The organism is Myxococcus stipitatus DSM 14675, from assembly GCF_000331735.1.
In the GTDB taxonomy this organism is placed as follows: domain Bacteria; phylum Myxococcota; class Myxococcia; order Myxococcales; family Myxococcaceae; genus Myxococcus; species Myxococcus stipitatus.
Window position 1 is genome coordinate 8,735,482 of record NC_020126.1, and the last position, 23,330, is coordinate 8,758,811.

At 69.5% G+C, this 23,330-nt stretch carries 15 protein-coding genes; 6 read left to right on the forward strand and 9 right to left on the reverse strand.

All coding sequences use genetic code 11. From position 1 onward, the window contains the following. Positions 1-66: 66 nt before the first annotated feature. From MYSTI_RS33705 to MYSTI_RS33715, 3 genes are all read right to left on the reverse strand, one after another. Positions 67-1,683: a sigma 54-interacting transcriptional regulator gene (locus MYSTI_RS33705; protein WP_015352318.1), complete on the reverse strand. Its 1,617-nt coding sequence runs from the start codon at positions 1,681-1,683 to the stop codon at positions 67-69. A gap of 206 nt (positions 1,684-1,889) precedes the next feature. After that, positions 1,890-2,627: a translation initiation factor IF-3 gene (gene infC / locus MYSTI_RS33710; RefSeq protein WP_084668240.1), complete on the reverse strand. Its 738-nt coding sequence runs from the start codon at positions 2,625-2,627 to the stop codon at positions 1,890-1,892. Between the two features lie 274 nt (positions 2,628-2,901). Next, positions 2,902-3,456: a GNAT family N-acetyltransferase gene (locus MYSTI_RS33715; protein ID WP_015352320.1), complete on the reverse strand. Its 555-nt coding sequence runs from the start codon at positions 3,454-3,456 to the stop codon at positions 2,902-2,904. Between the two features lie 242 nt (positions 3,457-3,698). Here MYSTI_RS33715 and MYSTI_RS33720 point away from each other — a divergent pair, with 242 nt between their 5' ends. Then, positions 3,699-4,787 (forward strand): NAD(P)H-dependent flavin oxidoreductase, encoded by a 1,089-nt coding sequence (locus MYSTI_RS33720; protein WP_015352321.1) that lies wholly within the window; start codon positions 3,699-3,701, stop codon positions 4,785-4,787. 15 nt (positions 4,788-4,802) lie between these two features. On the opposite strand, the gene MYSTI_RS33725 is transcribed toward MYSTI_RS33720, so the two are convergent. Then, positions 4,803-5,699 (reverse strand): bestrophin family protein, encoded by an 897-nt coding sequence (locus tag MYSTI_RS33725; RefSeq protein ID WP_015352322.1) that lies wholly within the window; start codon positions 5,697-5,699, stop codon positions 4,803-4,805. A 108-nt stretch (positions 5,700-5,807) separates the two neighbouring features. Then, positions 5,808-6,866, reverse strand: a complete 1,059-nt coding sequence (locus MYSTI_RS33730) for a serine hydrolase domain-containing protein (protein WP_044900843.1) — start codon at positions 6,864-6,866, stop codon at positions 5,808-5,810. Positions 6,867-6,988: 122 nt separating this feature from the next. On the opposite strand from MYSTI_RS33730, the gene MYSTI_RS41160 reads away from it, so the two are divergent. Both MYSTI_RS41160 and MYSTI_RS33740 read left to right on the forward strand, forming a co-directional pair. After that, positions 6,989-7,669: an SRPBCC domain-containing protein gene (locus MYSTI_RS41160; RefSeq protein WP_015352324.1), complete on the forward strand. Its 681-nt coding sequence runs from the start codon at positions 6,989-6,991 to the stop codon at positions 7,667-7,669. Positions 7,670-7,849: 180 nt separating this feature from the next. Next, positions 7,850-9,373 carry a PKD domain-containing protein gene (locus tag MYSTI_RS33740; protein WP_015352325.1) on the forward strand — a complete coding sequence of 508 codons (1,524 nt, stop codon included), beginning with the start codon at positions 7,850-7,852 and terminating at the stop codon, positions 9,371-9,373. 8 nt (positions 9,374-9,381) lie between these two features. Here the strand turns inward: MYSTI_RS33740 and MYSTI_RS33745 are convergent, their stop codons facing one another. The 4 genes from MYSTI_RS33745 to MYSTI_RS33760 form a co-directional block, all read right to left on the reverse strand. After that, positions 9,382-11,010, reverse strand: coding sequence for a right-handed parallel beta-helix repeat-containing protein (locus tag MYSTI_RS33745; RefSeq protein ID WP_015352326.1), 1,629 nt, complete (start codon positions 11,008-11,010; stop codon positions 9,382-9,384). Positions 11,011-11,153: 143 nt separating this feature from the next. Then, on the reverse strand, positions 11,154-12,140 hold the full coding sequence (locus tag MYSTI_RS33750; RefSeq protein ID WP_015352327.1) for a methyltransferase: 987 nt from the start codon (positions 12,138-12,140) through the stop codon (positions 11,154-11,156). A 225-nt stretch (positions 12,141-12,365) separates the two neighbouring features. Continuing rightward, on the reverse strand, positions 12,366-15,932 hold the full coding sequence (locus tag MYSTI_RS33755; protein WP_015352328.1) for a hypothetical protein: 3,567 nt from the start codon (positions 15,930-15,932) through the stop codon (positions 12,366-12,368). A 256-nt stretch (positions 15,933-16,188) separates the two neighbouring features. Further along, positions 16,189-16,788: a TetR/AcrR family transcriptional regulator gene (locus tag MYSTI_RS33760; RefSeq protein ID WP_015352329.1), complete on the reverse strand. Its 600-nt coding sequence runs from the start codon at positions 16,786-16,788 to the stop codon at positions 16,189-16,191. A 157-nt stretch (positions 16,789-16,945) separates the two neighbouring features. On the opposite strand from MYSTI_RS33760, the gene MYSTI_RS33765 reads away from it, so the two are divergent. From MYSTI_RS33765 to ileS, 3 genes are all read left to right on the forward strand, one after another. Beyond that, a complete protein-coding gene (locus MYSTI_RS33765) occupies positions 16,946-18,256 on the forward strand; it encodes an alpha/beta hydrolase family protein (protein ID WP_233278046.1) in 1,311 nt (436 codons plus the stop codon). Positions 18,257-18,263: 7 nt separating this feature from the next. Beyond that, positions 18,264-19,373, forward strand: coding sequence for a BamA/TamA family outer membrane protein (locus tag MYSTI_RS33770; RefSeq protein ID WP_015352331.1), 1,110 nt, complete (start codon positions 18,264-18,266; stop codon positions 19,371-19,373). Between the two features lie 129 nt (positions 19,374-19,502). Further along, positions 19,503-23,249 (forward strand): isoleucine--tRNA ligase, encoded by a 3,747-nt coding sequence (gene ileS, locus MYSTI_RS33775; RefSeq protein ID WP_015352332.1) that lies wholly within the window; start codon positions 19,503-19,505, stop codon positions 23,247-23,249. Positions 23,250-23,330: the final 81 nt, after the last annotated feature.

Consider the following 23,330-nt stretch of genomic DNA (forward strand, 5'->3'; position numbering starts at 1 on the left):
TCCTCCGGTGAGCGCACTGGACGCGTCAACGACACGTCATCATGCCCGTCTGACGTGTCCGGACCGCTATGCGTCCGAGAGGCCCAGCTCGCGGACGCGGCGCTGGAGCGCGCGACGGGAGACCTCCAGCCGCTGCACCATCTTGTCCAAATCCCCCTCGCACTCCTGGAAGCAGCGGGAGATCTCCTCCGGGCTCAAGTCCCGGGCGGTGCGGATGAGCGGGCTCTTGTCGATGAGCACGTAGACGGACGGGCGGGGAATGCCCAGGAAGTCCGCGGTCGCCTTCAAGTCCCACGAGCACGAGCGCAGCGCCTCCAGGAGCTCGTTCTCCCCCACCTCGGAGGGCTTGCGCCGGGAGGCCTTCGCGTCCGAGGCCTCCGCCTGTCCCTGCGCCGGAGCGCTCAGCACCCGCCCCGGAACCGGCAGCGACTCGCCCTCCAGCTGCTGCTCCAGCCGTGAGTCCACGCGCAGGCCCGGGAGGCCCCGGCTGCCGATGATGAGCTGGCGCGTGACGTTGCGCAGCTGACGGACGTTGCCGGGCCAGCCGTAGCGCACCAGCCGCACGGCCACCGCCGACGGCAGCCACGGCTGCGCGCGCGGGTCTGTCGAAGCCAGCCGCCACGTCTCGCCCGTGGTCTCCAGCTCCTGGCGCGCGAAGTGGACGAAGAGCAGGCCAATGTCCTCGCGCCGCTCGCGCAGGGGCGGCACGCACAATTCGAAGCCCGCCAGCCGATGCAGCAGCGGCGCCTTGAACATGCGCTCCTCGATGCGCGCCTCCAAGTCCGAGTCCGTCGCGGCGACCAGCCGCACGTCCACCGGCACCGGCGCGTGGCCGCCCACCGGCGTCACCTCGCCCGTCTCCAGCACACGCAGGAGCGCCGCCTGCACCTCGGGGGGCGCCTCGCCCACCTCGTCCAGGAAGAGCGTGCCGCCGTGCGCGGCGCGGAAGAAGCCCTCGCGGTCCCGGTTCGCGCCGGTGTACGCACCGCGCTGCGCGCCGAACAGCTCCGCGGCCACCAGCTCCTTGGAGAGCGCCCCCAGGTTGACGCTGATGAAGGGACCGGAGCGCCGGGGCCCCTGGTCATGGATGGCGCGGGCCACCAGCTCCTTGCCCGTGCCCGTCTCACCCCGGATGAGCACCGGCACCCGCAGGTCCGCCACCCGGAGGATGTCCTCGCGCAGTTGCTGGATGCCCTCCGCCTGCCCCACCAAGCCCAGGTCCTTCACGGCCCCTTCCGAGGCCGGCGACGCCAGGTGGAGCAGCAGCACCACGCGCTCGGCCAGCACCAGGGGCACCCCCGCCGCCAGCTCCTCTCGGGAGAACTCGCGCCCGCCCGCAACGGACTCGCCCGCGACGGACACCTGCGTGCCGTCCTCCGGCACCAACAGCCGCAGGCCGCCGTTCGCCGCGGGCTCGAAGAGCACGGGCGTCCGGCTGAGGAACGGGTCGGACAAGGGGAGCGCGAGCAGCCCTCCCGGCCGGGAGAAATCCGGCGCGTTGCGGGAGAGCGCCGCCGTCCGGCCCACGCTGGCGAGCACCTCCAGGAGGAGCCGCTCGCCGATCCGCTGGGCCTGCGGATGGGACACGACGGTCAGGGCAGGCACACTCCGCGGGGCCTGCGCGGACTTGCCCTTCGTCTGGACAGCGGTCGTCGACATGTCGGCGGAAAGCTTCTGCTGCATGGGCTGAGTCAGATTTCCGAGGCTTCCAACCTATCAGCCTACACCGTCATGTCGCGGAGGATGCACCCCTGAAGCATCCCAACGTCCGCGAAGCCACGCTCCCTTTCCAAGGAAGCTGGAAGTCGCGGCGGGGTGAAGAAAGGTCCAGGGGAGACCCCCCACGCGGTGGAGGTGGAAGCCATCCACCGCGTGCGGGGGTGTGGGTCTCAGGGAGTCGGGCCCGTCGTGTCAGACGCGGGCGGGCGCTCCTCGGAGGGGGCACTGGGGGCGGCGGCGGCAGCGGCGGGCGCGGCGGGCTTCTCGTCGGCGGGCGCGGCCGACTTCTCGTCGGCGGACGGCGCCGGAGTGGGGCGCTTGGTGATTCCCGCGGCCTGACGGGCCTGCTCGCGAGCGCGCTGCGCCACCTTCGGCGTGGGCGCCAGAATCATGAACATCAGTCGCCCTTCCATCCGGGGCGGCTGCTCCACGACGGCCACTTCCTTCAGGTCCTTCGCCACGTCATCGAGGATGGCCGTGCCCTGCTCCTTGTGCGTGATTTCACGCCCGCGGAACTGGATGACCACCTTGGCCTTGTTGCCCTCTTCGATGAAGCGCCGCGTGTTGCGGACCTTGAACTCGTAGTCGTGCTCCTCCGTCTTGGGACGGAGCTTCACTTCCTTGAGGTGGACAATCAGCTGAGCCCGCTTGGCTTCCGAGGCCTTCTTCTTCTCCTCGTACTTGAACTTGCCGTAGTCCATGATCTTGCAGACTGGCGGCTGAGCCATGGGGCTGACCTCGACGAGGTCCAGCCCTTCCGAGCGGGCCTTGTCGAGCGCGGCCTCGAGCGGCATGACTCCGAGCTGTGAGCCATCGGAGCCGACCACGCGAACCTCGCGGGCACGGATACGGCGATTGGTTCTCTGGTCGCGGCTCCCGCCGCGGTTACCTCTCTGATCACGAAGAATGTGACGCTCCTGCGAAAGGGTTGGAGGACCTGCTTCCCAAGGGTGTGGCAGGTCTTTTGGTTACGGCATGGGTCGGGCCGACGCGTACGGCGGGCGGCTCGCCCCTCTGACACTCGCGCACGGTACGTGTCTCTCCGTGCGAGATCTCGAATCTAGTCGCCCCCCTGCTCCTTGAGAAAGGGAGCCTTGGGCGGGCACGTCCTGATGGCGAGGACTAGCCCACCACCGGACATAACACCAGGAGCCCTTCCATGCCCTGGAATCCCACCCGGGGTCACCCACCGGACGGTGCGGAGCGGGCCCTCCAGGCCTCCCGCGTCTGGCCCCAGAGCTCGATGGGGGTGGCCTCGAAGGGGGCCGGCAGCGCCCCGGGGCCCCTCAGGGTGGAGCCGAGCCGCCGCGCGACCTGCTGGGAGGCCACGTTGGCGGGGGTGATGGAGTGGATGACCTCCGTCCAGCCCAGGTGGTCGAAGGCCCAGTCGATGGCGGCGGTGGCCGCCTCCACGGCGTACCCCCGGCCCCAGGTCTCCCGCAGCAGGGACCACCCCACCTCCGGGCCCGGCCACCCCTCCGGCCGCCAGGGGCCCACCCGGCCCACCCACCTGCCGGTGGAGCGCTCCAGGACCGAGAACATGGAGAACCCCTGGACGGCCCAGGCCCCCGCCATGCCGGTGAAGCCTCGCCAGACGACGGAGCGGGGCTGGACGCCGCCGATGAAGCGGGCGCTCTCCTCGTCCGACATGAGGGAGACGAACCCCTCGAAGTCCTCCAGCGCCATGGGGCGGAGGGTGAGTCGCGCGGTGTGCAGGGTCGGTCCCGGTGCTTGCATGGTGTCGCGGTCCCCGAAGACGGCGTGGACGTCGGTGGTGGCACAGTGGCCGGGCGGCAGGCTTGCACCCGGGCCAGGCCGGAGCAAGCTCCCGCTGCTTCGGCGGCGGCCGGCGCGAGCTCGACAAGGCCCGCTTCTGCTCGCGGTAACCTCGGGAGGGGATGCACGCCCGCCCGTCCGGTGTTCCGGAGGCGGAGCAAGCCCCCCGCCGCTACGCCACGCAGGCGACAGGAGGCATCTCCATGTGGACCGAGACACGAGTCACGCGGACGTTGGGAGTCCGGCTCCCGCTGGTGCAGGGCCCCTTCGGCGGGGGCATGTCGTCGACGAAGCTGGCCGCGGCGGTGTCGGAGGCCGGAGGGCTGGGCTCGTTCGGCGCCAACCACCTGGACGGCGCCCGAATCGAGGCCACCATCCGGGAGCTGCACGGGCTCACCTCGCGCCCGTTCTCCATCAACCTGTGGGTCCCGCTGGAGGGGGAGCGTGAGCTGCGGCCGTCGCCCGAGGAGTTCCAGGCCAGCGTGGAGCGGCTGAAGCCCTGGTTCGATGAGCTGGGGGTCCCGCTCCCCGCGTACCCCTCCGCCTTCGCCCCGGACTACGAGGAGCAGGTGGAGGCGGTGCTCGCGATGCGGCCGGCGGTGTTCAGCTTCATCTTCGGCGTCCCCTCGGCGCGCATCCTGGAGGCCTGCCGGGCCCGGGGCATCATCACCGTGGGCACGGCGACCCACGTGGCGGAGGGCCTCGCGCTGGACCAGGCGGGGGTGGACCTCATCGTCGCCTCGGGCAGCGAGGCCGGAGGACATCGCGCCTGCTTCCTGAGGCCCGTCGAGGAGGCTCCCGCGACGACGGCGCTGGTGCCCCAATTGGTGGACCAGGTGCGCACGCCCGTCATCGCCTCGGGAGGCATCGCGGACGGCAGGTCGGTGGCCATGGCCCTGGCGCTGGGCGCGGAGGGTGTGCAGGTGGGGACCGCCTTCCTCGCCTGCGAGGAGTCCAACGCGAGCGACGCCTACCGACGGGCGCTGAGGAACCCGGAGGCCGCTCGCGCCACGACGCTGACCCGCGTCTTCTCCGGCCGCTACGCGCGCGGCATCCGCAACCGCTTCATGAAGGAGCTCACGCCCCAGGAGCGGGACATCCCGCCCTACCCCATCCAGAACTGGCTCACCCAGCCCATGCGGCAGGCCGCGTCCCGGCAGGGGCGCGAGGACCTGATGTCCCTGTGGGCCGGACAGAACGCGCCGCTCATCCGGCACTCGCGCGCCGCGGAGCTGGTCGACTTCCTGGAGAAGGACACGACCCGGGTCCTGGGTCGGCTCGCCGCGCTCTGAAGCCCCCCGGCCCGCTCAGTCGGCCGGAGGCGCCTCCGGCTGGGGCGGCTGCGCGGGGATCAGCGCGGAGAGGTTGCCGTGGATGGTGTTGCAGATCTGGTCCAGCGGCAGGTCGTTGTCGTCGTGGCCGAAGGGGTCCTCGATTTCGACGCCAATCTCCTCGATGCCGAAGAACACATACGCGACGAGGAACGTGGCCAGCACCGTCAGCCCGCCAAACGCATCCACCAGCGCGAACGGCAGCGTGTAGCAGTAGACGAGCAGCGCGCGGCGCAGGTGCATCACGTACGCGAACGGGATGGGTGTCTTGCGGATGCGCTCACAACCTCCGAGGTAGTCGACGAGGAGCTGGACGTTCTGGTCCAGCTGCATCTGCACGTACTCGGGATAGCGGCCCTCGCGGCGCCCCTCGTCCAGGAGGGCGCTCATCTTCCGCGACACCGCGAAGGGCACGTGCTGGCTGTGCAGCACCTCCGACACCTCGTCCGGGGGGAGGTCCTTCGCCAGCGGCCCCAGGCTCGCCCGGCCTCGCAGGGACGACGCGGAGGCGAACGGGAAGGCGGCCGTCCAGCGCACCAGCGCGGCGTAGAGCGCGGGGTTCCCACCGAGGAAGACCCCCGCGGCCCGCGCCAGGTTGCGCGTCTCGTTGACGATGCCGCCCCACAGCTTCCGCCCCTCCCAGAACCGGTCATAGGAAGAGTTGGTGCGGAAGACGAGCAGGAGGCTCAGCGAGAGCCCCGCCAGCGTGTGCACCGTGGCGGGGATGGCCACCGAGCGGACGTGGTAGTGGAACGCGGTGACGCCCACGGACCACAGGACGCACACCATGACCCGGGCCACGATTTCGCGGACCATCGAGCCCTTGAGGTAATGGAAGTAGCTCCACCAGCGATGCGGGTCGTATTCAACCATGGGATTTGGGGGGCGCAGGCTGCCACGGCTCTGGCGCCCTGCGCGAGCAACTCCGTGGGGTTCCGAGCAAGGGCTCGCCCCGTCCCCTACGAGGAGCGCGGCCCCTCGTCACCGCGCGCCTGACTCCGCGAGGAGCCGGGACAGGAGCGCGAAGCCGGGCGCCTCCAGGGGGACTCGGTTCCTGAACGCGGAGAACCAGGACCAGGCGGTGTCGGAGAGCAGGACGACCCCGGCGTTCGCCGCGGGCGCCAGCCCCATGAAGCCGACGTAGCCCCCCATCACCGAGGAGCTCCACGCGATGGTGTGGCCTTGGAATTGGGACAGGGACCAACCCAACCCCATTCCGGGGGCCGCTCCTGAGTCCCATGTCCGCTTCAGGGACTTCGACAGGGCTTCATCACCGCCGCCGCCTCCGAGACAGGCGTCGAGGAAGCGCAGCAGGTCCGGCACGGTGGAGTGGAGCCCCGCGGCGCCGGGCAGCGCGGGGAAGGTCCAGGGAGCCAGCTTCTTGCCTCGCGCGGAGTGCCCCGGAAGCAGCCGCGGCGCCAGCTCGTCCGTCACCCGCATGGAGGTGTCCGTCAGCTTCAGGGGCGTGAACAGCCAGTCCCGCAGCGCGTGGCCATAGTTGAGGCCCGCGCGGCGTGAGAGCGCATGGCCCAGGACGCCCATGCCCAGCAGGGACGGCGAGGTGGGGCGCGGAGGGAGCGAGTCCGGATGGTAGCTCCGGAGGAAGTCGCCGAAGAGGTTCGCGGAGTAGTGGCCGAAGGGGTCCTCGGGGTTGGCCGCCGCGACGTTCAGATTGGGAGGCAGGTACGGCATCCCGGAGGTGTGCCGGGCGAGCTGCTCCAGGGTGACGGTGCCCGCGTCAGGGTCCGGGAGGAGCGGCCTGGGAATCACCTCTGACAGCGGCATGTCGAGCCGCGCACGGCCTCCCTCCGCGAGGAGGCTCAGGAGCGAGCCGGTGAAGACCTGGGTCAGGGTCCCCAGGAAGTACAGGGCATTCTCGGCGGGGGGAGTCCCCTCTCCGCGCAAGGGGAGCACGTGGTGTTCTCCGCGCACGGTGAGTCCAGCGCACAGCGAGGCGGAGCGATAGCCCCGCACGTAGCGGCGGGTCTCTTCCCGCAGGAGCTCGAGGGCCGGGGAGGACGCGGAGGAGTCGGAACGCACGGGCACTGTCTACACCAGGACCCCTTCGGACAGTGGGGGCTGTGCGAGGAGGTGCCGTCGAGTTCGACGTTGCCCGCGCGGCGGACACTCTTCATCGTGCGCACCCAAGGAGAATCACACGCATGCCCACAGGACTCACGGCGGATGGCAGCTACCAGGCGGGTGCCCGTCGCACGATGGACCTCACCGCGCAGGACGCGTGGAGGAACTGGGCCGAGGCCCAGGGCCTGGGTCGTTGGCTATCCCAGGCGCGGACGGCGTTGAAGGAGGGCGAGAAGACCACGCTCCAGGATGGGACCCAGGTCCTCGCCGTTCGGGTGCGGCCCCCGTCCCTGCTGCGCATCCGCTTGAGCCGCGCGGACTGGCCCCACCCGAGGACCGCGCAGCTCCGCGTCCTCGCCGCCGCGCGAGGGAGCACCGTCGCGCTGCACATGGAGGGACTCCCCGATGCACAGGCTCGCGCTGAGTACATCGAGCACTGGAATGCCGCGCTGACCGGGGCGCCCCAGGCCACCGCGACGAAGGCAGCCTCGGCACCGAAGGCGGCTTCCGCGAAGAAGGCCACCGAGACAAAGAAGGCGACCTCGGCACCGAAGGCGGCTTCCGCCAAGAAGGCGACCTCGGCACCGAAGGCTGACTCCGCGAAGAAGGCGACCTCGGCACCGAAGGCGGCTTCCGCGAAGAAGGCTGCCTCGGCGCCGAAGGCCGCTCTCGCGAAGAAGACCACCGCAGCGAAGAAGGCCGCTCTCGCGAAGAAGACCGCCGCTCGCAAGTCGACGGGGAAGAAGTCCTCGGCGCGCTGACGCGACCCGTTCGGTCTCCCTGTAACCGGACACGCGTGCCGGAAGCCCTTGAGGGAACACGGGACGAGGAGTCGCCGTCGCTTGCGCGACCTCGCGAGGCACTTCTCGTTCAATGGATGCACTTGCAATTCCAATTCAAGTGCAACCGAAACTCTTCACAACCCGTGTCCCAGAGGTCTCATGTCCAGGCTCCCCCGGAGACTCCTCGTCACCGCGCTGACGCTGTTCACCCTTCCCGCGTGGGCGCAAGCCACCAACGTCGCGCTCGGCAAGCCGTCCTCCGCGTCATCCGTGCACGCCAACGGCTATCCCACGCAGTACGGCCACGCCAAGGCGTTCAACGGCATCCTCAACACCGAGGACCGCTGGGCCTCCGCCGCCGTCCCCGCGTCGACGAGCCCCGAGTGGCTGGAGGTCGACCTCCAGGGCATCCACCGCCTCGACAGCCTCACCCTGCACTCCGGCCGGGACACCACCGTCGGTCAGCAGATGCTCGACTTCGAGCTGCTCCACCGCGCCGCCCTCACGGACACCTTCCAGCTCATCCCCGGCGCGGCCATCACCAACAACACCCAGCCTGCCTGGACGCTCACGCTCGCCCAGCCCCTCGAGACGCGCTACGTGCGACTCCAGTGCAAGCGCGCCCCCACCGATGGCCTGTGCCGCGTCCGTGAGCTGCAAGCCATCGGTGAGCGGCTCGCCAACCAGCCGCCCACCGCCAACGCGGGCCCTGACACGGGCATCGTCCTCCCCGTCCAGACGTCGGTCCAGCTCCAGGGCACGGCCAGCGACAGCGACGGCACCATCGCCACCTATCAGTGGGACCAGGTCCTCGGCGCGTCCACCGCGGTCCTCGGCAACGCCAACACGCCCACCGTGAGCATCAGCGGGCTCACCCAGGGCGGCCTCCACGTCTTCCGCCTCACCGCCACGGACAACGGCGGCAGGTCGGCCTCGGACACCGTCAGCGTCATGGTGCATCCGGGCACCGTCGCGCCCGACGCACGCGCGGGCAAGCTGCACGTCTGGTCGCGCGGCGGCACCTACGACACCGCCGTGTTCCTCCCCATCGACTTCGGCGCGATTCCCGGGAAGAAGTACCCGCTCGTCCTCTCCCTGCATGGCCGAGGCGGCATCACGCTCACCGCGGACCACACCCAGGTGAACTCGAATCCCGAGGGCTTCATCCGCCAGCTCATCCCCGGCAAGCCGCTCATCAACACCTATCCCGCCGTCGTCATCGCGCCCAACGCGCCGCGCATCGGCGCGCCGCTGGACAGCTACTTCAACGCCGCCCTCACCCACGCCCTGGTGCTGGAGGCCATCAACCTCTACTCCATCGACCCCGACCGGGTGACCATGACGGGCCTGTCTTTCGGAGGCGCGGGGGTCATCGACCAGATGCAGCAGTACCGGAGCACCTACGCCGGCGGAATGCCCCTGGCGTTCACCACGCCGACCGCCACGCCGCTCTGCGCGCTGGCGGACTTCCCCATCTGGGCCGCGGGCAACCGGGGCGATGGGACCTTCAACGCGTGGAAGTGGACCAACCCCACCGACGGCTACACGACCCTCATGCGCCAGTGCACCAACTACACCGGCGAGCTCCAGGTCACCGTGATGGACGGCAACACCCACAGCGGCTGGGATGAGTTCTGGAGCCGCCCCGATGCGCAGACCTGGCTCGTGAGCCAGGTCCGCTAGCCAGGCGCCTACCGCGCGACGTCGAGCAAGCCGATGCCGCGCTGGGCCCACTCGGTGCCCGGCGCGGTGCGCAGGTCATCCACGGGCAGAGGCAACACTTCCCACACGGCCGCGTTGTCCGGAGGCACCTTGTTCGTGTTCTGGGTCCGCGCCCGAAAGAGCCGCCCGTCGTGCATCACCAGCGCCCCCGCCGCGTACGTCACCTCGGGCGTGTTGGGCGCCAGGGTGGCACGCGCCGCCCACCGCTCGAGCTGACGCGTCGCGGTCCCCTCCGGCAGCCCCGTGGAGACAAACGTCAGCGGCGTCACCGGGCCATTCACGTTGCCCGTGGCCATCACCGTCCCCGCCGTGCCACTTCCCCCCGTCAACCCCGCGAACAGCTTGCGAGACCCCTCCCACTGGTTCTCCTTCAGCGTGATGGGGGACTTGAGGGTGTCCGCCTTGGCGAGGACGACCTCCGGGTCCCTCGCGGCCGGATAGACAGCCTGGTAGCCGAAGTCGAGTCCTCGGAAGGCATTGCGCTCCCAGAGGAACCGGGCCTCCGTCCCCGTCGTCCCCCCGAACCAGATGCCCAACGACAGCGTGTCCGCGAAGTAGTTGTCCGAGAACTCCACATCCAGCGGCGCGTCCCCCGGCTCCGGCTGCGCGAAGAAGTTGAGCAGCGAGCCCGCGCCCCCCACGAAGACGTTGTGGTGGAAGCGGATGCGGCCCCCGCGCACCTGGGCCTGTGAGTTGTTGTCCTGATAGCCCGCGAAGGCCGCGCGCCAGTCGATGCCCCCGAAGGCGAAGACGTTGTGGTGGATTTCCGAGCCATCGCCCAGGTTCTGGATCTGGAGCGCCTCCGTCCCCGTGCGCACCAGCCGGTTGTTGTAGACCTTCACCCGAGCGCCCAGCGGCGTGGGCGCGCCCTGCGTGGAGCCGAAGTAGATGGCCTCGCTCGCCGTGTCGTGGATGTAGAGGTCGTGCAACTGGATGTCGTTGAGGGGCGGCACCTTGCCGTCGCTCCCCGCCGCGCGGTTGATGCGCACGCCCGCGAAGCCCGCACGGGTGATTTCCAGGTACTCCACTTCGAAGCTGTGCGCGTCCCCGATGCCCAGCCCCATGTGGCCGCCGCTCAGGAAGATATCGTCGCTCGAGATGCCGTAGCGCTCGCGCGACGTCGCATACTCGCCACAGCGATGCCCGGGGAAGTCCACGTGCCCCGTGCCCGAGACCGGGTCATACCGGCCGGTCAGGACCCAGTTCGAGCCCCCATTCACCGCCCAGAGATACCCCTGCTTGCTCCCGGCGTTGGGGCGGAGGACGACCTGTCCCCCGATGTTGGTGATGACCAGCCGCCGGTCCGCCGCGCGGTCCGGCAGGTTGCCCAGGTTGATGAGCGTGTAGCGGCCCGCGGGGATGTAGAGCCGGTCCAGCGTGCGCCAGTCCACCTGGGGAAAGCGCTTCTGCACGTCCGGGACGTACAGCTCGCCGTTCGCGTCGGGCCCCGGCAGCGTGAAGGTGGTGCCCTCCGGCCCATACCGGCCGAACGCCTCACAGTCCGACTTCGGGGGCTCCTCCATGGGCCCCGGCCGGTCATCCACACAGCCCGAGGCGACACAAGCAACGAGACTCAAGACACCGAGGCGGCGAATCATGGCGCGGCTCCCGAAGGGAAGGAGCCTCCCAGCCTATCCCGACTCGGCGGGACGTCCGCGCGTCCCTCGCGCGGCGCCCTGTCCCAGTTTCGCCACCCAGTGACAATTTCAACGAAATGGAGGATTTAGAGGCCCCCCTCTCGTCACGCCACCTTGCCCACCAGGATGGAGTAGGGGCTCTGGGTGGAGATGATGCGGTCCAGCTTGAAGCCCCCTTCCGCGAACAGGGCGTCATACTGGCCCTGCGTTCGCTCCCGGCCTCCCGCCAGCGACAGCATGATGAGGTCCATCACCACGGCGGGATGCGGCTCCGGTCCCTCCGGCAGCATCATCTCCAGCACCAGCAACTCCGCGTGGGGAGGCGCCACCGCCCGGATGTGCCGGAGGATGGAGATGGCCTGCGGGTCCAGCCAGTCGTGGAGGATGTTGCTCACCAGGTACGCGTCGGCGCGAGGCAGCGGCCCCACGAAGAAGTCCCCCGGGTGCCTCTTCATGCGCGGGTGCGTCAGCGAGTTCGCCACCACGTCCGGCAGGTCGAACAGCGTGCCCTGCGCGCGAGGCGTCGCGTCGAGAATCGCCGAGAGGATGTGGCCTCGGCCTCCCGCGATGTCGGCGACGTGCTCGTAGCGGCTGAAGTCCAGCCCCTGGAGCACCGCGCCGATGGCCATGTGGGACTTGCTGATCATCGCCGCGTCGAAGATGCGCGCATCCTCGGGGCGTGCCCGCAGGTACGGCCAGAGCCCGCCCGGCGACACCACCTCCGCCGCCGTCTCTCCCGTCCGGAGCGTGACGCCCAGCGCCCCCGCCGCGTTCCAGTTGAGGTCATTGCCCATCATCAGCACGAACGAGCGCAGCGAGTGGGGGTGGCTCACCTTCAGGTGCTCGGAGTAGTCCGTGTGCGCCCAGCCGTTGCCCCGCCGCTCGAACACCCCGTTCGAGGCCAACATCCGCATCATCCGGTGGAGGGTGTCCGCATGGGCCCCCGTGGCCCGTGCCAACTCCTCCGAGCTCAGGGGTGTGCTCCCCAGGACATCCGCCACACCCAGCTGCGCCACGAGATGCAGACACCTGGGCGCGAAATATCCGGCGCAAAGGTTGAACAGAAACGCCGGGGCTGGAATCGCTTGCATGCGGGCTCCTATCAACAGGCCACGAGTTGCCTGCGATTGGAATTCTACTCACTCCTCAAAATTCCCAAGAGGCCCGCAAGTCTGTATGTCTATTGCCCGACAGAATCGTCACGAACACCCCTCCCTGGAGGGCGATGCCCCGCGGGGAGGGGTCTCCAAAGCCAGACAACACCTGCCCTGTCGAATGTGAGACAGGGCAGGCGGTGGCCTCTCGCCAACCCGGGCTCAGCGCGTGGCGCGCGCGCGGCCCTGGGCGGGCGAGGACTTCACGGGGCCCGACGCGACGGAGGCCGCCACGCCGAAGACGACGTCGTCATTGTCGTCGTAGAGGCCGAAGGTGCAGCTCGCCTGGGGACTGGAGCCCTCGACGAACTGCGCCCGGAGCACGTGCTGGCCCACGGTGCTGCCCGCGGTGAAGGTGTGGCTGAACGTCCTCGCGCCGGCGCCCGTGCACGTCAGGCCGGTGACGAGCGTCGACCACGTGGGGAAGCCCGACACGGGCGCGTAGTACAGGTTCAGGCGGTCCGAGGCGTCGTAGCACCACACCGTCACGTCCACCTTGACCTGCTTGCCCGGGGTGATGGGGCCACCGTCCACGCTGCGGAGCACGACGCGGTCGATGCTCTCATCCAGGTGGTAGAAGCCGAACGGACCATCCGGGCAACCGTCCACCGCGTTCGGGGTGTTGGGCTCGGCCGCGAGGAACTGGCTGCCGCGGCTGTTGACCAGCGTGCCGGTGTCGCAGCCGCAGCCGGTGCCACAGGCGGGTGCGCCCAGCGTGCTGTCATACGCCGCCACGGGAGGCGTGGTGCAGGTGCCACCCCCGCCGCTCTGCGTGGTGAAGCTGAAGCCCGCGCTGTAGTTGCCGGCGCCACAGGAGTCCACCGCGCGCGCCCGCCAGTAGTACGCGGTGTTGGCCGTCAGCGCGGGCGTGACGCCCCACGTGCTGCTCCCCAGCGCGTTCGCCGAGCGCACCACGGTGCCGAAGCCCGCGTCCGTCGCCACTTGCACCTCGTACGAGGTGGCGCCCGTCACGTCACCCCAGTCCAGCGTCGGGGAGAGCGCCACGCCCGTCGCCCCGTTGGACGGGGTGGAGAGCGTGGGCGCCGCCGCCGGCTGGCACGTGGTGTCCGCGGTGGTGAAGCGGAAGGCCGTGCTGTACGCGCTGGTGCCGCAGCCGCTCACCGCGCGCACGCGCCAGAAGTACTGCGTGTTGGCCGTCAGCGCGGGCGTGACGCTCCACGTGCTGCTGGAGAGCGCGTTCGCCGAGCGCACCACGGTGCCGAAGCCCGCGTCCGTCGCCACCTGCACCTCGTACGAGGTGGCACCCGCCACGTCCGCCCAGTCGAGCACCGGCGCCAGCGCCACGTTGGCCGCGCCATCCGCCGGGGTGGAGAGCGTGGCCGTGCCCGGAGGCGTGCACGGGCCGCCCGCCGTCGCGCAGACACACGAGGCGCCGGGGCCATAGCAGGCGCTGGAGCTGGCCGGGACGACGGAGTAGCAGTACTGACGGCCGTTGGCGACCTCGGTGTCCGTGTACGTGGAGCCGGAGACGGTGGCCACGCGCACCTTGCCGAAGTCACAGCCCGCGTACCCTTCCGTCTTCATCACCCAGTACTCGCTGGCGTTGGGCACCGTGTTCCAGCTCAGCGCCACCTGGCCGTCGCTGGGGGCGGCCGTGGCGGTGGGCGCGGTCTTCGGGCCCGCGGCACAGCCGGAGTTGGTGGGCGCGGGCGTCTGGCAGGCGATGCCGTGGCGGTTGAACGCGGCGTGGATGGCCGTCATGTGCGGCGTGCCGTCGTTCAGGTTGCCGTTGTCGTCATCCGCGGCCAGCCACTGCATGTAGCCATGGCTCGCGCCGCAGCCGTCGGACGTGCCCGCCGAGCAGTTGCACGCGTGCCACGAGCCCACGTTGCCGCTGCCCTGGTAGAAGACCTTGTTGCCGATGATGTACGCGGTGTTGGAGTCGTAGTTGAACGGCGCGGCCTGCAGGTCGCGAGCGACCAGGTCCCACGCGGCCTGGCGCACGGGCGCCGCGGCGCAGTGCACCTGACGGCCGCAGGGGCCGGTGCCGGAGGAGCAGCGCGAGCACACGAAGTTCTGCGGCGTGGCCGGCGTCTGGTTCACATGCGCCATGTAGTCCGCGTCGCGCACGCCGGAGCACCGCGCGTTGCACCACGCGCCGCCCGCCTGCGCCTCGTTCTGGTTGTAGCCCGTGCCGTCCGGCGTCTTGCCGCAGCCCAGGTCCGTGGTGGCGAAGAAGCCGTAGCCCACGCACGAGGCCTGGAGCCGGTAGATGGACGCGATGTCCGCGTACGCCTCGCTGGAGTTGCTGAGCGCGCCGCCGGAGTCGAAGTCATCCATGCCGTGGCCCCACTCGTGGTCGAACACGGCGGCGATTTCGCCCGTGTTCCGGCAGCCACCGCCGCTGCGATAGAAGTTCACGGTGGAGCCGTTCCAGAAGGCGTTGCACGTGCTGTTGATGTTGACGTTGGCGGTGAGCTGCCCTTGCAGCCACGTGTTGGACGGCAGCCAGCCACGCGCCAGCTCCGCGATGCGGTTGATTTCGTAGAAGGCCGAGCGAGAGGCCGGCGTGTTGCCCGCGCCGCCGCCGCCCGAGGCGCAGTCATGCTGGCCGTTGGTGCCGCCCAGGTTGATGTTGCCCGTGCCCGTGCCCGAGCTGGTGCTGGGCGAGCCACACGTGTCGCTCACGCGCACGTACTTGCCGGCCAGCGTCGTCGTGACGTTGCCGGAGCTGTAGTTGAAGACGCCGGCGCCGTCCGTGAAGTTGTTGGGCGCGGCCAGGCCCGTGTTGGCCCAGGGCATGGGGGAGTCGGCCTGCATCGTCCCGCACGTGGTGTTGTTCGGGCAGATGTCCGTGTTGCTCAGCGGGTAGATGCCGCCCTTGATGGTCGCGTCCAGGTAGTGGTTGTCATCCTCCAGCGCGAGCACCTCGCCGGTGTGCGCGTCCACCGTCACCTTCCAGCGCTCCTGCTCGCCGGGGTTCTGGAAGCCGTACGTCCACACCAGCTGGTGGTGGTAGCCCTGGCCGAAGCCCGCGTCCGCGCGAGCCATGGGGGCCAGCTCCAGCGTGGGCGCCTGCCACATCGTGGCGGGCGACTCCAGGAGACCAAAGCGCTCACCGCCGAAGGTCAGCGCCTGCTCGGGGCTGAGCGTGGGGCGCGTGGACGCGGTGACGTTGCTCCACGCCTCCGTGCCCACCAGCACCATGTTGCCGTGGTTGATGGTCGCGACGAGCCGGCCATGGCGCACGGGGATGCCGTCCACCTCCTGCGGCACGTACACGTGCCAGAGCACGTCGGTGACCTGCGTCACCTTGGGCTGCCCCAGCTGGAGCAGGTCCACCCCGAGCGCGGCCTGGTTGTCGTGGAGGAACTTGAAGAAGACGTCCGCGACGACGGCCGCGTCGACCGCTCCGGTGGAGCGGCCCAACTGCTGCTGCAGCGTGGACAGGCTCACCGTGTTGCCCACCCCCGTGCCGGGGATGAGCGGGATGGAGCCCTGGATGGCGGTGGGGGAGCCCGTCAGCGGGTCCAGGTAGACGTGAAAGTCCTTCCCGTTGCGGGCGAAGAAGTCATCCCACGCGCTCGGGCCCGCACCGCTCAGCTTCGCCCGGGCCTCGTCCAACGAGATATTGGAGACGGGCAGGTACAGCTCCGGCTTGAAGAACGCCTGGCTCGACAACTGGGTTGTTTGAGATGGCTGGAAAGCCCACGCCAGCGCGCTGCTACACAGCACGAGACAGGCGGCCCACTTCGACGCTAGACGCATGCGGTCCTCCCGCGAAACGCGGATGAGACAGACACCCCCACCTGGGAGTGCCCTCGCAGTCGAGCCCGCAAGATGTGACGAGAAAATCGATACTTTCTCGAAATGTCAGACCAGCCGGAACATCAATTCCCGTGCGGGGCTGCAGTGCCCATGAGTGAACACACGCAGGGACTCCGGGTCCGTCAGGTTTAAACAGGCGCGAAATCAGCCGTCGCGTTGAAGCCGGGGCGCGAGCGCTGTCACCCGCAGCGCCGGCTCATGCGGGAAACAGCAAGCGCAGCGACTGCTTCACCCACGTGCGCCGCGTCTCCAGCGTGTGGAAGTCCAGGAGGATGAACTGGTCGAACGTGCGCGGCGCCATCGACATGAGCGACACGGAGGACCAGAGCTGCACGAGCGCGATGCGCCGCTTGTCCTCCGTGAGGTGCGTCGTGGCGGGGGCGAGCTTTCGCGACAGCTCCTCCAGGAACGCATTGAGGCGGTGGATGGCCGCGCCGTCGTAGCGCTGATGCACCAGCGCGTCGTGGAAGTGCGCATGGGCGATGCGGGGATAGCGGCCCAGGTTCCCCGCGATGTCCTCGAGCAGCGTCTCGAAGGCCTCGCGGATGGACAGCCCTTCGGCGACCAGCTTGTCGAAGTCCATCAGCACGTGCCCGAAGGCCTGGTCCAGCGTGGCCTCCAGCGCCTGGGCAATCAGCTTCTCCTTGCTGCGGAAGTAGTAGCTGATGGCCGCGCTGTTGACCTGGGCCTCGCGGGCAATCTCCCGGATGCCCGTCGCATCCAGGCCATCCCGCTCGATGCAGATGATGGTGGCCCGGAGGATTCGCTCCTGGGCGTCTTGCTCCTTCGTTCCCATTCCACCAAACCCTTGAAACAACAGGACTTCGGGCCCCACGCTTGACGCAGGAACCTCTCTCACTCTATTGATTCAATCAACTGATTAACTCCGGAGATTGAATCCCATGGCCAACCCAGGGCCCGACACTAGCGCAGGCAGACTCTCCCGACGAGGCGTGCTGGCGGGGGCCGGGCTCTTCGTCGGCGGAGTGGCCATCACGGCGGGCACGCGGAGGGTGATGGAGCCCGAGTCCAAGGAGGTGCAGGGCCTCAATCCCCGGACCGACGCCTGGTACGACCTGCGCCTGTCGGGGGACGGGCTGATGGACAACCAGCTGTTGTGGTTCCTGGGGCATGCGACGCATGGCCAGTCGGACGTGGGGGACGTGCTGGAGACGGCGCGGCGCATCCAGCCCGGGGACGAGAAGAGCTGGTTCGCGGAGTGGAGGAAGACGGCGACGCGGGTGCATCAGCACGCCACCGCCGCGGAGGCCAAGGGCCACCGGGTGACGGCGGGGCAGGCGTATGCCCGCGCGGCCAACTACTACCGCGCCGCGACGATTCACTACACGAACCGCGAGGACCCGGCGCTGATGGAGGTGACGCGGGCGGCGGCGTCCACCTTCGAGAAGTCCAACGGGCTCTTGGGGTTCGACATCCAGCCGATGGACATCCCCTACGAGGGCTCGAGCCTGCCGGCGTACTTCGTGCGCTCGCCGTACGCCAAGCCGAGCGCTCCGGTGATTCTGCTCCACCAGGGACTGCACGCCTGGCCGGAGGAGACGAAGTGGGTGTGGGAGGGAGCGCGCAGGCGCGGCTACCACGTGTTGTTCTTCCATGGTCCGGGGCAAGGACGGGCGCTGCGGGAGAAGAACCTGAGCTTCCGGCCGGACTGGGAGAAGGCCGTGAGCCCGGTGGTGGACGCGGCCGAGCGCATCAGCGGAGTCGACCCCCAGCGCATCCTGTTGATGGGCCTGTCGTTTGGAGGAGCGCTGGCGCCTCGGGCGGTGGCGTTCGAGCAGCGGGTGGCGCTGTGCATCGCCAATCCGGGGGTGTTGAGCTGGTGGGAGCAGCACACCGAGCACTTCAATCGCTTCCTGCCGGGAGCGCTGTCGTTGCTGAAGTCCCATCCGGAGGCGTTCGACGAGGCCATCCAGGGGCTCGCCAGCCGTTGGCCCACGGCGGACTACTGGCTGAAGGACGTGTACTGGAAACATGGCGCGCGCTCGCCCTCGGAGCTATTTCGCAAGCTGGAGGAGTTCACCAACGAGGCCATCGTGGAACGCATCCGCTGCCCGGTGCTCATCATGGACGGCGAGGCGGAGGACGTCTCCCCGGGCCAGTCGCGCAAGCTGTACGACGCGCTTCGCGGCCCCAAGCACCTGATGACCTTCACCCAGGCCGAGGCCGCGCCCCTGCACTGCCAGGCGGCCTCCGCGGCGCTCGCGGAAGAGCGGCTGTTCGACTGGCTCGACGAGAACGTGTAACCGCCCCATGACACCCCTGTGCACCGTTGTCCCGCTGCTGGGCGCCCTGCTCGCCTCCACGCCTCCGCTGCCCACCGAGCCCGAGACACCACCGCCCGCGCCCGTGGAGTCCGTGACGGAGGGGAAGTTCAGCATCGTCCCCTTCCTGCTGCCCGCGTATCAGCCCGAGACGAGCTTCCTGTTGGGAGGCGCGGCCTCGTTCGTGTACCAGCCGCCCGCGGGCTCCGGGCGCCGGGAGTCGCAGGTGCTGCTGGCCGCCGCCGCGAGCGTGCGAGGACAGTTCACGTTGCTGTTGCAGCCGGATGTCTACTTCCTGGAGGACCGGCTCAACCTGACGGCGACGTTGAGTGGCGCGCGCTTCCCGGACCGCTTCTACGGCATGGGGGCCGACACGCGCTCGGAGGATGAAGAGGACTTCACGCCCATCTACATGGAGCTGGAGGTGAGTCCCAAGTGGCGCATCGCGCCTCGGCTGTACGTGGGGCCCACGCTGCGGCTGCAGAACGTGCGCATGACGAAGCTCGCCGAGGACGGCGCGGTGCGGAGCACGCCGGGGGCCGACGGGGGGAACACGCTCCAGCTCGGGCTGACAGCGCTGTATGACTCGCGCGACAACACGCTCAATCCCACCACGGGGTTGCTGGCGCGGCTCAACCTGCGCACGGCCAGTGGGGACTGGGGCTCGGACTACGACTTCGACCTGCTGCGGTTGGACGTGCGTCGCTACGTGTCACTGCCGTGGGGGACCCGGCATGTGCTCGCGTTGCAGGGGTTGGTGGAGCTGCGGGACGGCGAGGTGCCCTTCTACGACACGGGTCGATTGGGGGGCATGGAGCTGAGCCGAGGGTACCTGGAGGGGCGCTTCCGCGAGCGGCAGCACCTGGGGGCGCAGGTGGAGTACCGGGCGCCGCTGTTCTGGAAGTTCGGCGGTGTGGTGTTCGCGTCGGCGGCGACGGTGGCCCACAGCCTGAAGGACCTGGAGGCGAAGAACATCAAGCCCGCGGGCGGCCTGGGCCTGCGCTTCGCGCCGCTCTCGGACGTGCCGGTGAACATCCGGCTCGACGTGGCCTATGGCAACGAGCCCAGCTTCTACCTGAACGTGGGCGAGGCGTTCTGACGTCCACCCGGGGGACCTGCTTCTGGGACACGGCCAACACTTCGAAGCCAGAAATCCCCTGGAACTGGGAGGGTTTTCCCCCGGAGCCCCCTTCCTTCCCGGCCTCGCGGTGCTATCAAGCACCGCACCATGCCTGAGAACGAGCCTTCTTCCCTGTTCGACGCCGTGCCCGCGGAGATGGACTTCCCGGCCGAGGAGCGCCGCATCCTCGCCTTCTGGAAGGACCGCCGCATTTTCGAGCGCTCGCTCGAGGCACGTGAGGGAGCCAAGAGCTTCGTCTTCTACGAAGGCCCTCCCACCGCCAACGGCCTGCCGCACAACGGCCACGTCCTCACCCGCGTCATCAAGGACCTGTTCCCCCGGTTCCAGACGATGCGCGGCCACTACGTGCCCCGCAAGGCCGGCTGGGACACCCACGGCCTGCCCGTCGAAGTGGAGGTCGAGAAGGAACTGCGCATCCACGGGAAGGCCGAAATCGAGCGCTACGGCGTCGAGCCCTTCACCGAGCGCTGCATCGAGTCCGTCTTCCGCTACACCTCCGAGTGGGAGCGCCTCACCGAGCGCATCGGCTTCTGGGTCGACCTGAACCAGGCCTATGTCACCTACCACCGCCCCTTCGTGGAGAGCGTCTGGTGGGCGCTGGCCGAGCTGCACAAGAAGGGCCTGCTGTACCAGGGCCACAAGGTGGTCTGGTGGTGGCCCCAGGGCGGCACCGCGCTGAGCTCCGCCGAGGTGGGCCTGGGCTACAAGACGGTCGACGACCCCAGCGTCTACGTCGCCTTCCCCCTGCGCGACACGCCCGACACCGCGCTCGTCGTGTGGACGACCACGCCCTGGACGCTCCCGTCCAACATGTTCGCGGCCGTCAACCCGAACGTGGACTACGTCACCGTCGACGCGGGCGACCGCAAGCTCATCATCGCCGCCGCGCTGCGCGAGGAGCTGGCCAAGAAGCTCAAGAAGGACCTGCCGGTCCTCGACACGCAGATGGGCAGCACCCTGGTCGGCAAGCGCTATGTGCCGCCGTTCGACACGTACTTCGCGAACGAGCAGGACACGCGCGCGAAGCTGCGCGACGGCGGCGATGACGCGCGCGCCTGGCGCGTGCTGGCCGCGGACTTCGTCACCCTCTCCAGCGGCACGGGCATCGTCCATGTCGCCCCGGCCTTCGGCGAGGACGACTACGACGCCTTCCGCAAGGACCGCGAGCGCTTCGCCCAGCCGCACGCCCTGGAGCTGTTCTGCGCCGTGAAGCCGGACGGCACCTTCTCCGAGGAAGTGCCGCTGGTCGCCGGCAAGTTCGTGAAGGACGCGGACAAGGACATCCAGCGCCACCTGAAGGAGCGCGGCCTCATCCTCGTCACCGAGCAGTACAAGCACGAGTACCCGTTCTGCTGGCGCGCGGATGACGACCCGCTCATCCAGTTCGCGCGCCCCGCCTGGTACATCCGCACCACGGCCATGAAGGACCAGGCCATCGCGAACAACCGCGCCGTCAACTGGGTGCCGGAGCACATCAAGGAAGGCCGCTTCGGCGACTTCCTCGCCAACAACGTCGACTGGGCCCTGTCGCGCGAGCGCTACTGGGGCACGCCGCTCCCCCTGTGGGTCCACACCGAGACGGGCGAAGTGGAGGCGATGCCCTCGCTCGAGGCCCTGCGCGAGAAGCCGGGCAGCAACCTGGCCGCCGTGGAGGCGGAGCTCGCGGCGTTCCTCGCCGGCAAGCCGCACGAGGCCAACGCGCGCCACCTCATCGTCCACAAGCCGTGGATCGACAAGGTGACGTACCAGAAGCCCGGCACGCCGGGGCACTTCCAGCGCGTGCCGGAGGTCATCGACGTGTGGTTCGACTCCGGCTGCATGCCCTTCGCGCAGTGGGGCTTCCCGCACGCGCCGGGCTCGCTGGACATCTTCAACCGCGCCTACCCGGCCGACTTCATCTCCGAGGCCATCGACCAGACGCGGGGCTGGTTCTACTCGCTGCTGATGGTGAACACGCTCGTCTTCGACGAGGAGACCCAGGCGCGCATGGGCATGAAGCCCCTGCGCGAGTGGCCGCGCCCGTACAAGAGCTGCATCGTGCTGGGCCACGTCTCCGACAAGGAGGGCCGCAAGGAGTCCAAGTCGAAGGGCAACTACACGCCTCCGGAAATCATCCTCGATGAAGTCCGCATGGACTTCGCGGTGCTGACCGCCGCCGAGGCGGGTGTGCCCGCGGAGCCCGGCGTCGCGCTCATCGCCCGCGAGGACCTGGAGGGCCTGGACCTGACGGAGGGCGCGAAGGTGCAGCTCTTCCGCCCGGACCGCCCCGAGGTCTCCGTCACGGTTCCCCTCAAGGTCCACAAGAAGCTCAAGCGCCGCGTGGTGCTGCTGGCGCCCTCGGAGGTCCAGACGCTGGGCGTGGCCCCGTCGTCGAAGGGCGTGGGCGTGATGCCGGTGGAGGTGCCTCGCCTGGCCGCGTCCGAGCGCGTGACGGTGAAGGACCCCAACGCCAAGTCCCCCGGCGCGGATGCGTTCCGCTGGTTCTTCTACGCGGCGAGCCCGACGTGGTCCAACACGCGCCACTCGCTGGGCAACGTGCGCCTGCTGCAGAAGGACTTCCAGATCAAGCTGCGCAACGTCTACTCGTTCTTCACCATCTACGCGAACATCGACGGCTTCAGCCCCGCGGCGGGGAACCCGAGTGCCACCGAGGCGCCGTGGCTGGCCGTGCGCAAGAGCCAGGGCTGGCGCGAGGTGAAGCAGCGGCCGCTCCTGGACCGCTGGATTCTCTCCGAGGTGCAGCTCACGCTGCGCGACGTGGAGAAGGCGCTGGAGACGTATCAGGTCTACGACGCGGCCCAGCGGCTGGTGGCGCTGGTGGACGGGCTCTCCAACTGGTTCCTGCGCCGCAGCCGAGACCGCTACTGGACGGCGGGGCTGGAGCAGGACAAACGCGACGCCTACTTCACGCTGTACGAGGCGCTCACCACCATCACCGCGATGGCGGCGCCGTTCATCCCGTTCTTCACGGACGCGATGTGGACGAACCTGGTTCGCAAGCCGTGGCCCACGACGCAGCCGGAGAGCGTGCACCTGGCGGACTTCCCCAAGGTCGACGCCAGCCTTATCGACGCGGAGCTGGCCGCGGACATGGCGGCGGTGCGCGAGCTGGTGTCCCCGGGGTTGAAGGTGCGCACGGACAACAAGCTCAAGGTGCGTCAGCCGCTGTCGCGCGCGGACATCATCCTGGCGCGCAAGGAGCTGACGGACCGGCTGGCCGTGTACAAGGACCTGCTCGCCGACGAGCTGAACGTGCACGAGGTTCGCTTCGTGGAGCCGGGCAGCCCGGACGCGGACGTGGTGCGCTTCCGGGTGCGGCCGAACCTGCGCGCGGTCGGCGGGCGGCTGGGGCCCAAGCTGGCGCCGGTGCGCAAGGCGTTCGACTCGGGTGACGGCCGCGCGCTGCACCGGGAGCTGCTCCAGACGGGCCAGGTGGCCATGACGGTGGGCGGTGAGTCGCTGGTGTTCACCGCCGAGGAGCTGGAGACGCTCGTGGAGGCCAATCCGGGCTACGCGGCGGCGGGCACGGGCGCGGGCGTCGTGGTGCTCCACACCGAGCTGACCGAGGCGCTCATCGACGAGGGCCTGGTGCGTGAGCTGCTGGCCCGAGTGCAGGGTGCTCGCAAGGACATGGAGCTGGGCTACACGGACCAGATTCGTCTGTGGGTGGATGGCGATGCGCGCGTGAAGCGCGTCACGGAAGAGGGCCGGGAGCTGATTGCTCGCGAGACGCTGGCCGCCTCCATCCAGGTGGGCCCCGAGGGCCTCGCCGGGACGGAGGAAGAGGTCCAGCTCAACGGCCTGCCCGCGCGCATCCGCGTCGAGCGCGCCTGAGTCGGCACCACGGCACGTCACGTCAGGGCTGAGTGCCCCTGACGTGACGGCGCCGGGCTCCGTTCCCCGTGAGGAAGAACG

Coding starts and splice junctions, on each gene's coding strand:
- MYSTI_RS33725 (WP_015352322.1), bottom strand. CDS start 5,699: ATGGTTGAATACGACCCGCATCGCTGGTGGAGCTACTTCCATTACCTC.
- MYSTI_RS33740 (WP_015352325.1), top strand. CDS start 7,850: ATGTCCAGGCTCCCCCGGAGACTCCTCGTCACCGCGCTGACGCTGTTC.
- ileS (WP_015352332.1), top strand. CDS start 19,503: ATGCCTGAGAACGAGCCTTCTTCCCTGTTCGACGCCGTGCCCGCGGAG.
- MYSTI_RS33705 (WP_015352318.1), bottom strand. CDS start 1,683: ATGCAGCAGAAGCTTTCCGCCGACATGTCGACGACCGCTGTCCAGACG.
- MYSTI_RS33770 (WP_015352331.1), top strand. CDS start 18,264: ATGACACCCCTGTGCACCGTTGTCCCGCTGCTGGGCGCCCTGCTCGCC.
- MYSTI_RS33745 (WP_015352326.1), bottom strand. CDS start 11,010: ATGATTCGCCGCCTCGGTGTCTTGAGTCTCGTTGCTTGTGTCGCCTCG.
- MYSTI_RS33755 (WP_015352328.1), bottom strand. CDS start 15,932: ATGCGTCTAGCGTCGAAGTGGGCCGCCTGTCTCGTGCTGTGTAGCAGC.
- MYSTI_RS33750 (WP_015352327.1), bottom strand. CDS start 12,140: ATGCAAGCGATTCCAGCCCCGGCGTTTCTGTTCAACCTTTGCGCCGGA.
- MYSTI_RS41160 (WP_015352324.1), top strand. CDS start 6,989: ATGCCCACAGGACTCACGGCGGATGGCAGCTACCAGGCGGGTGCCCGT.
- MYSTI_RS33760 (WP_015352329.1), bottom strand. CDS start 16,788: ATGGGAACGAAGGAGCAAGACGCCCAGGAGCGAATCCTCCGGGCCACC.
- MYSTI_RS33715 (WP_015352320.1), bottom strand. CDS start 3,456: ATGCAAGCACCGGGACCGACCCTGCACACCGCGCGACTCACCCTCCGC.
- MYSTI_RS33720 (WP_015352321.1), top strand. CDS start 3,699: ATGTGGACCGAGACACGAGTCACGCGGACGTTGGGAGTCCGGCTCCCG.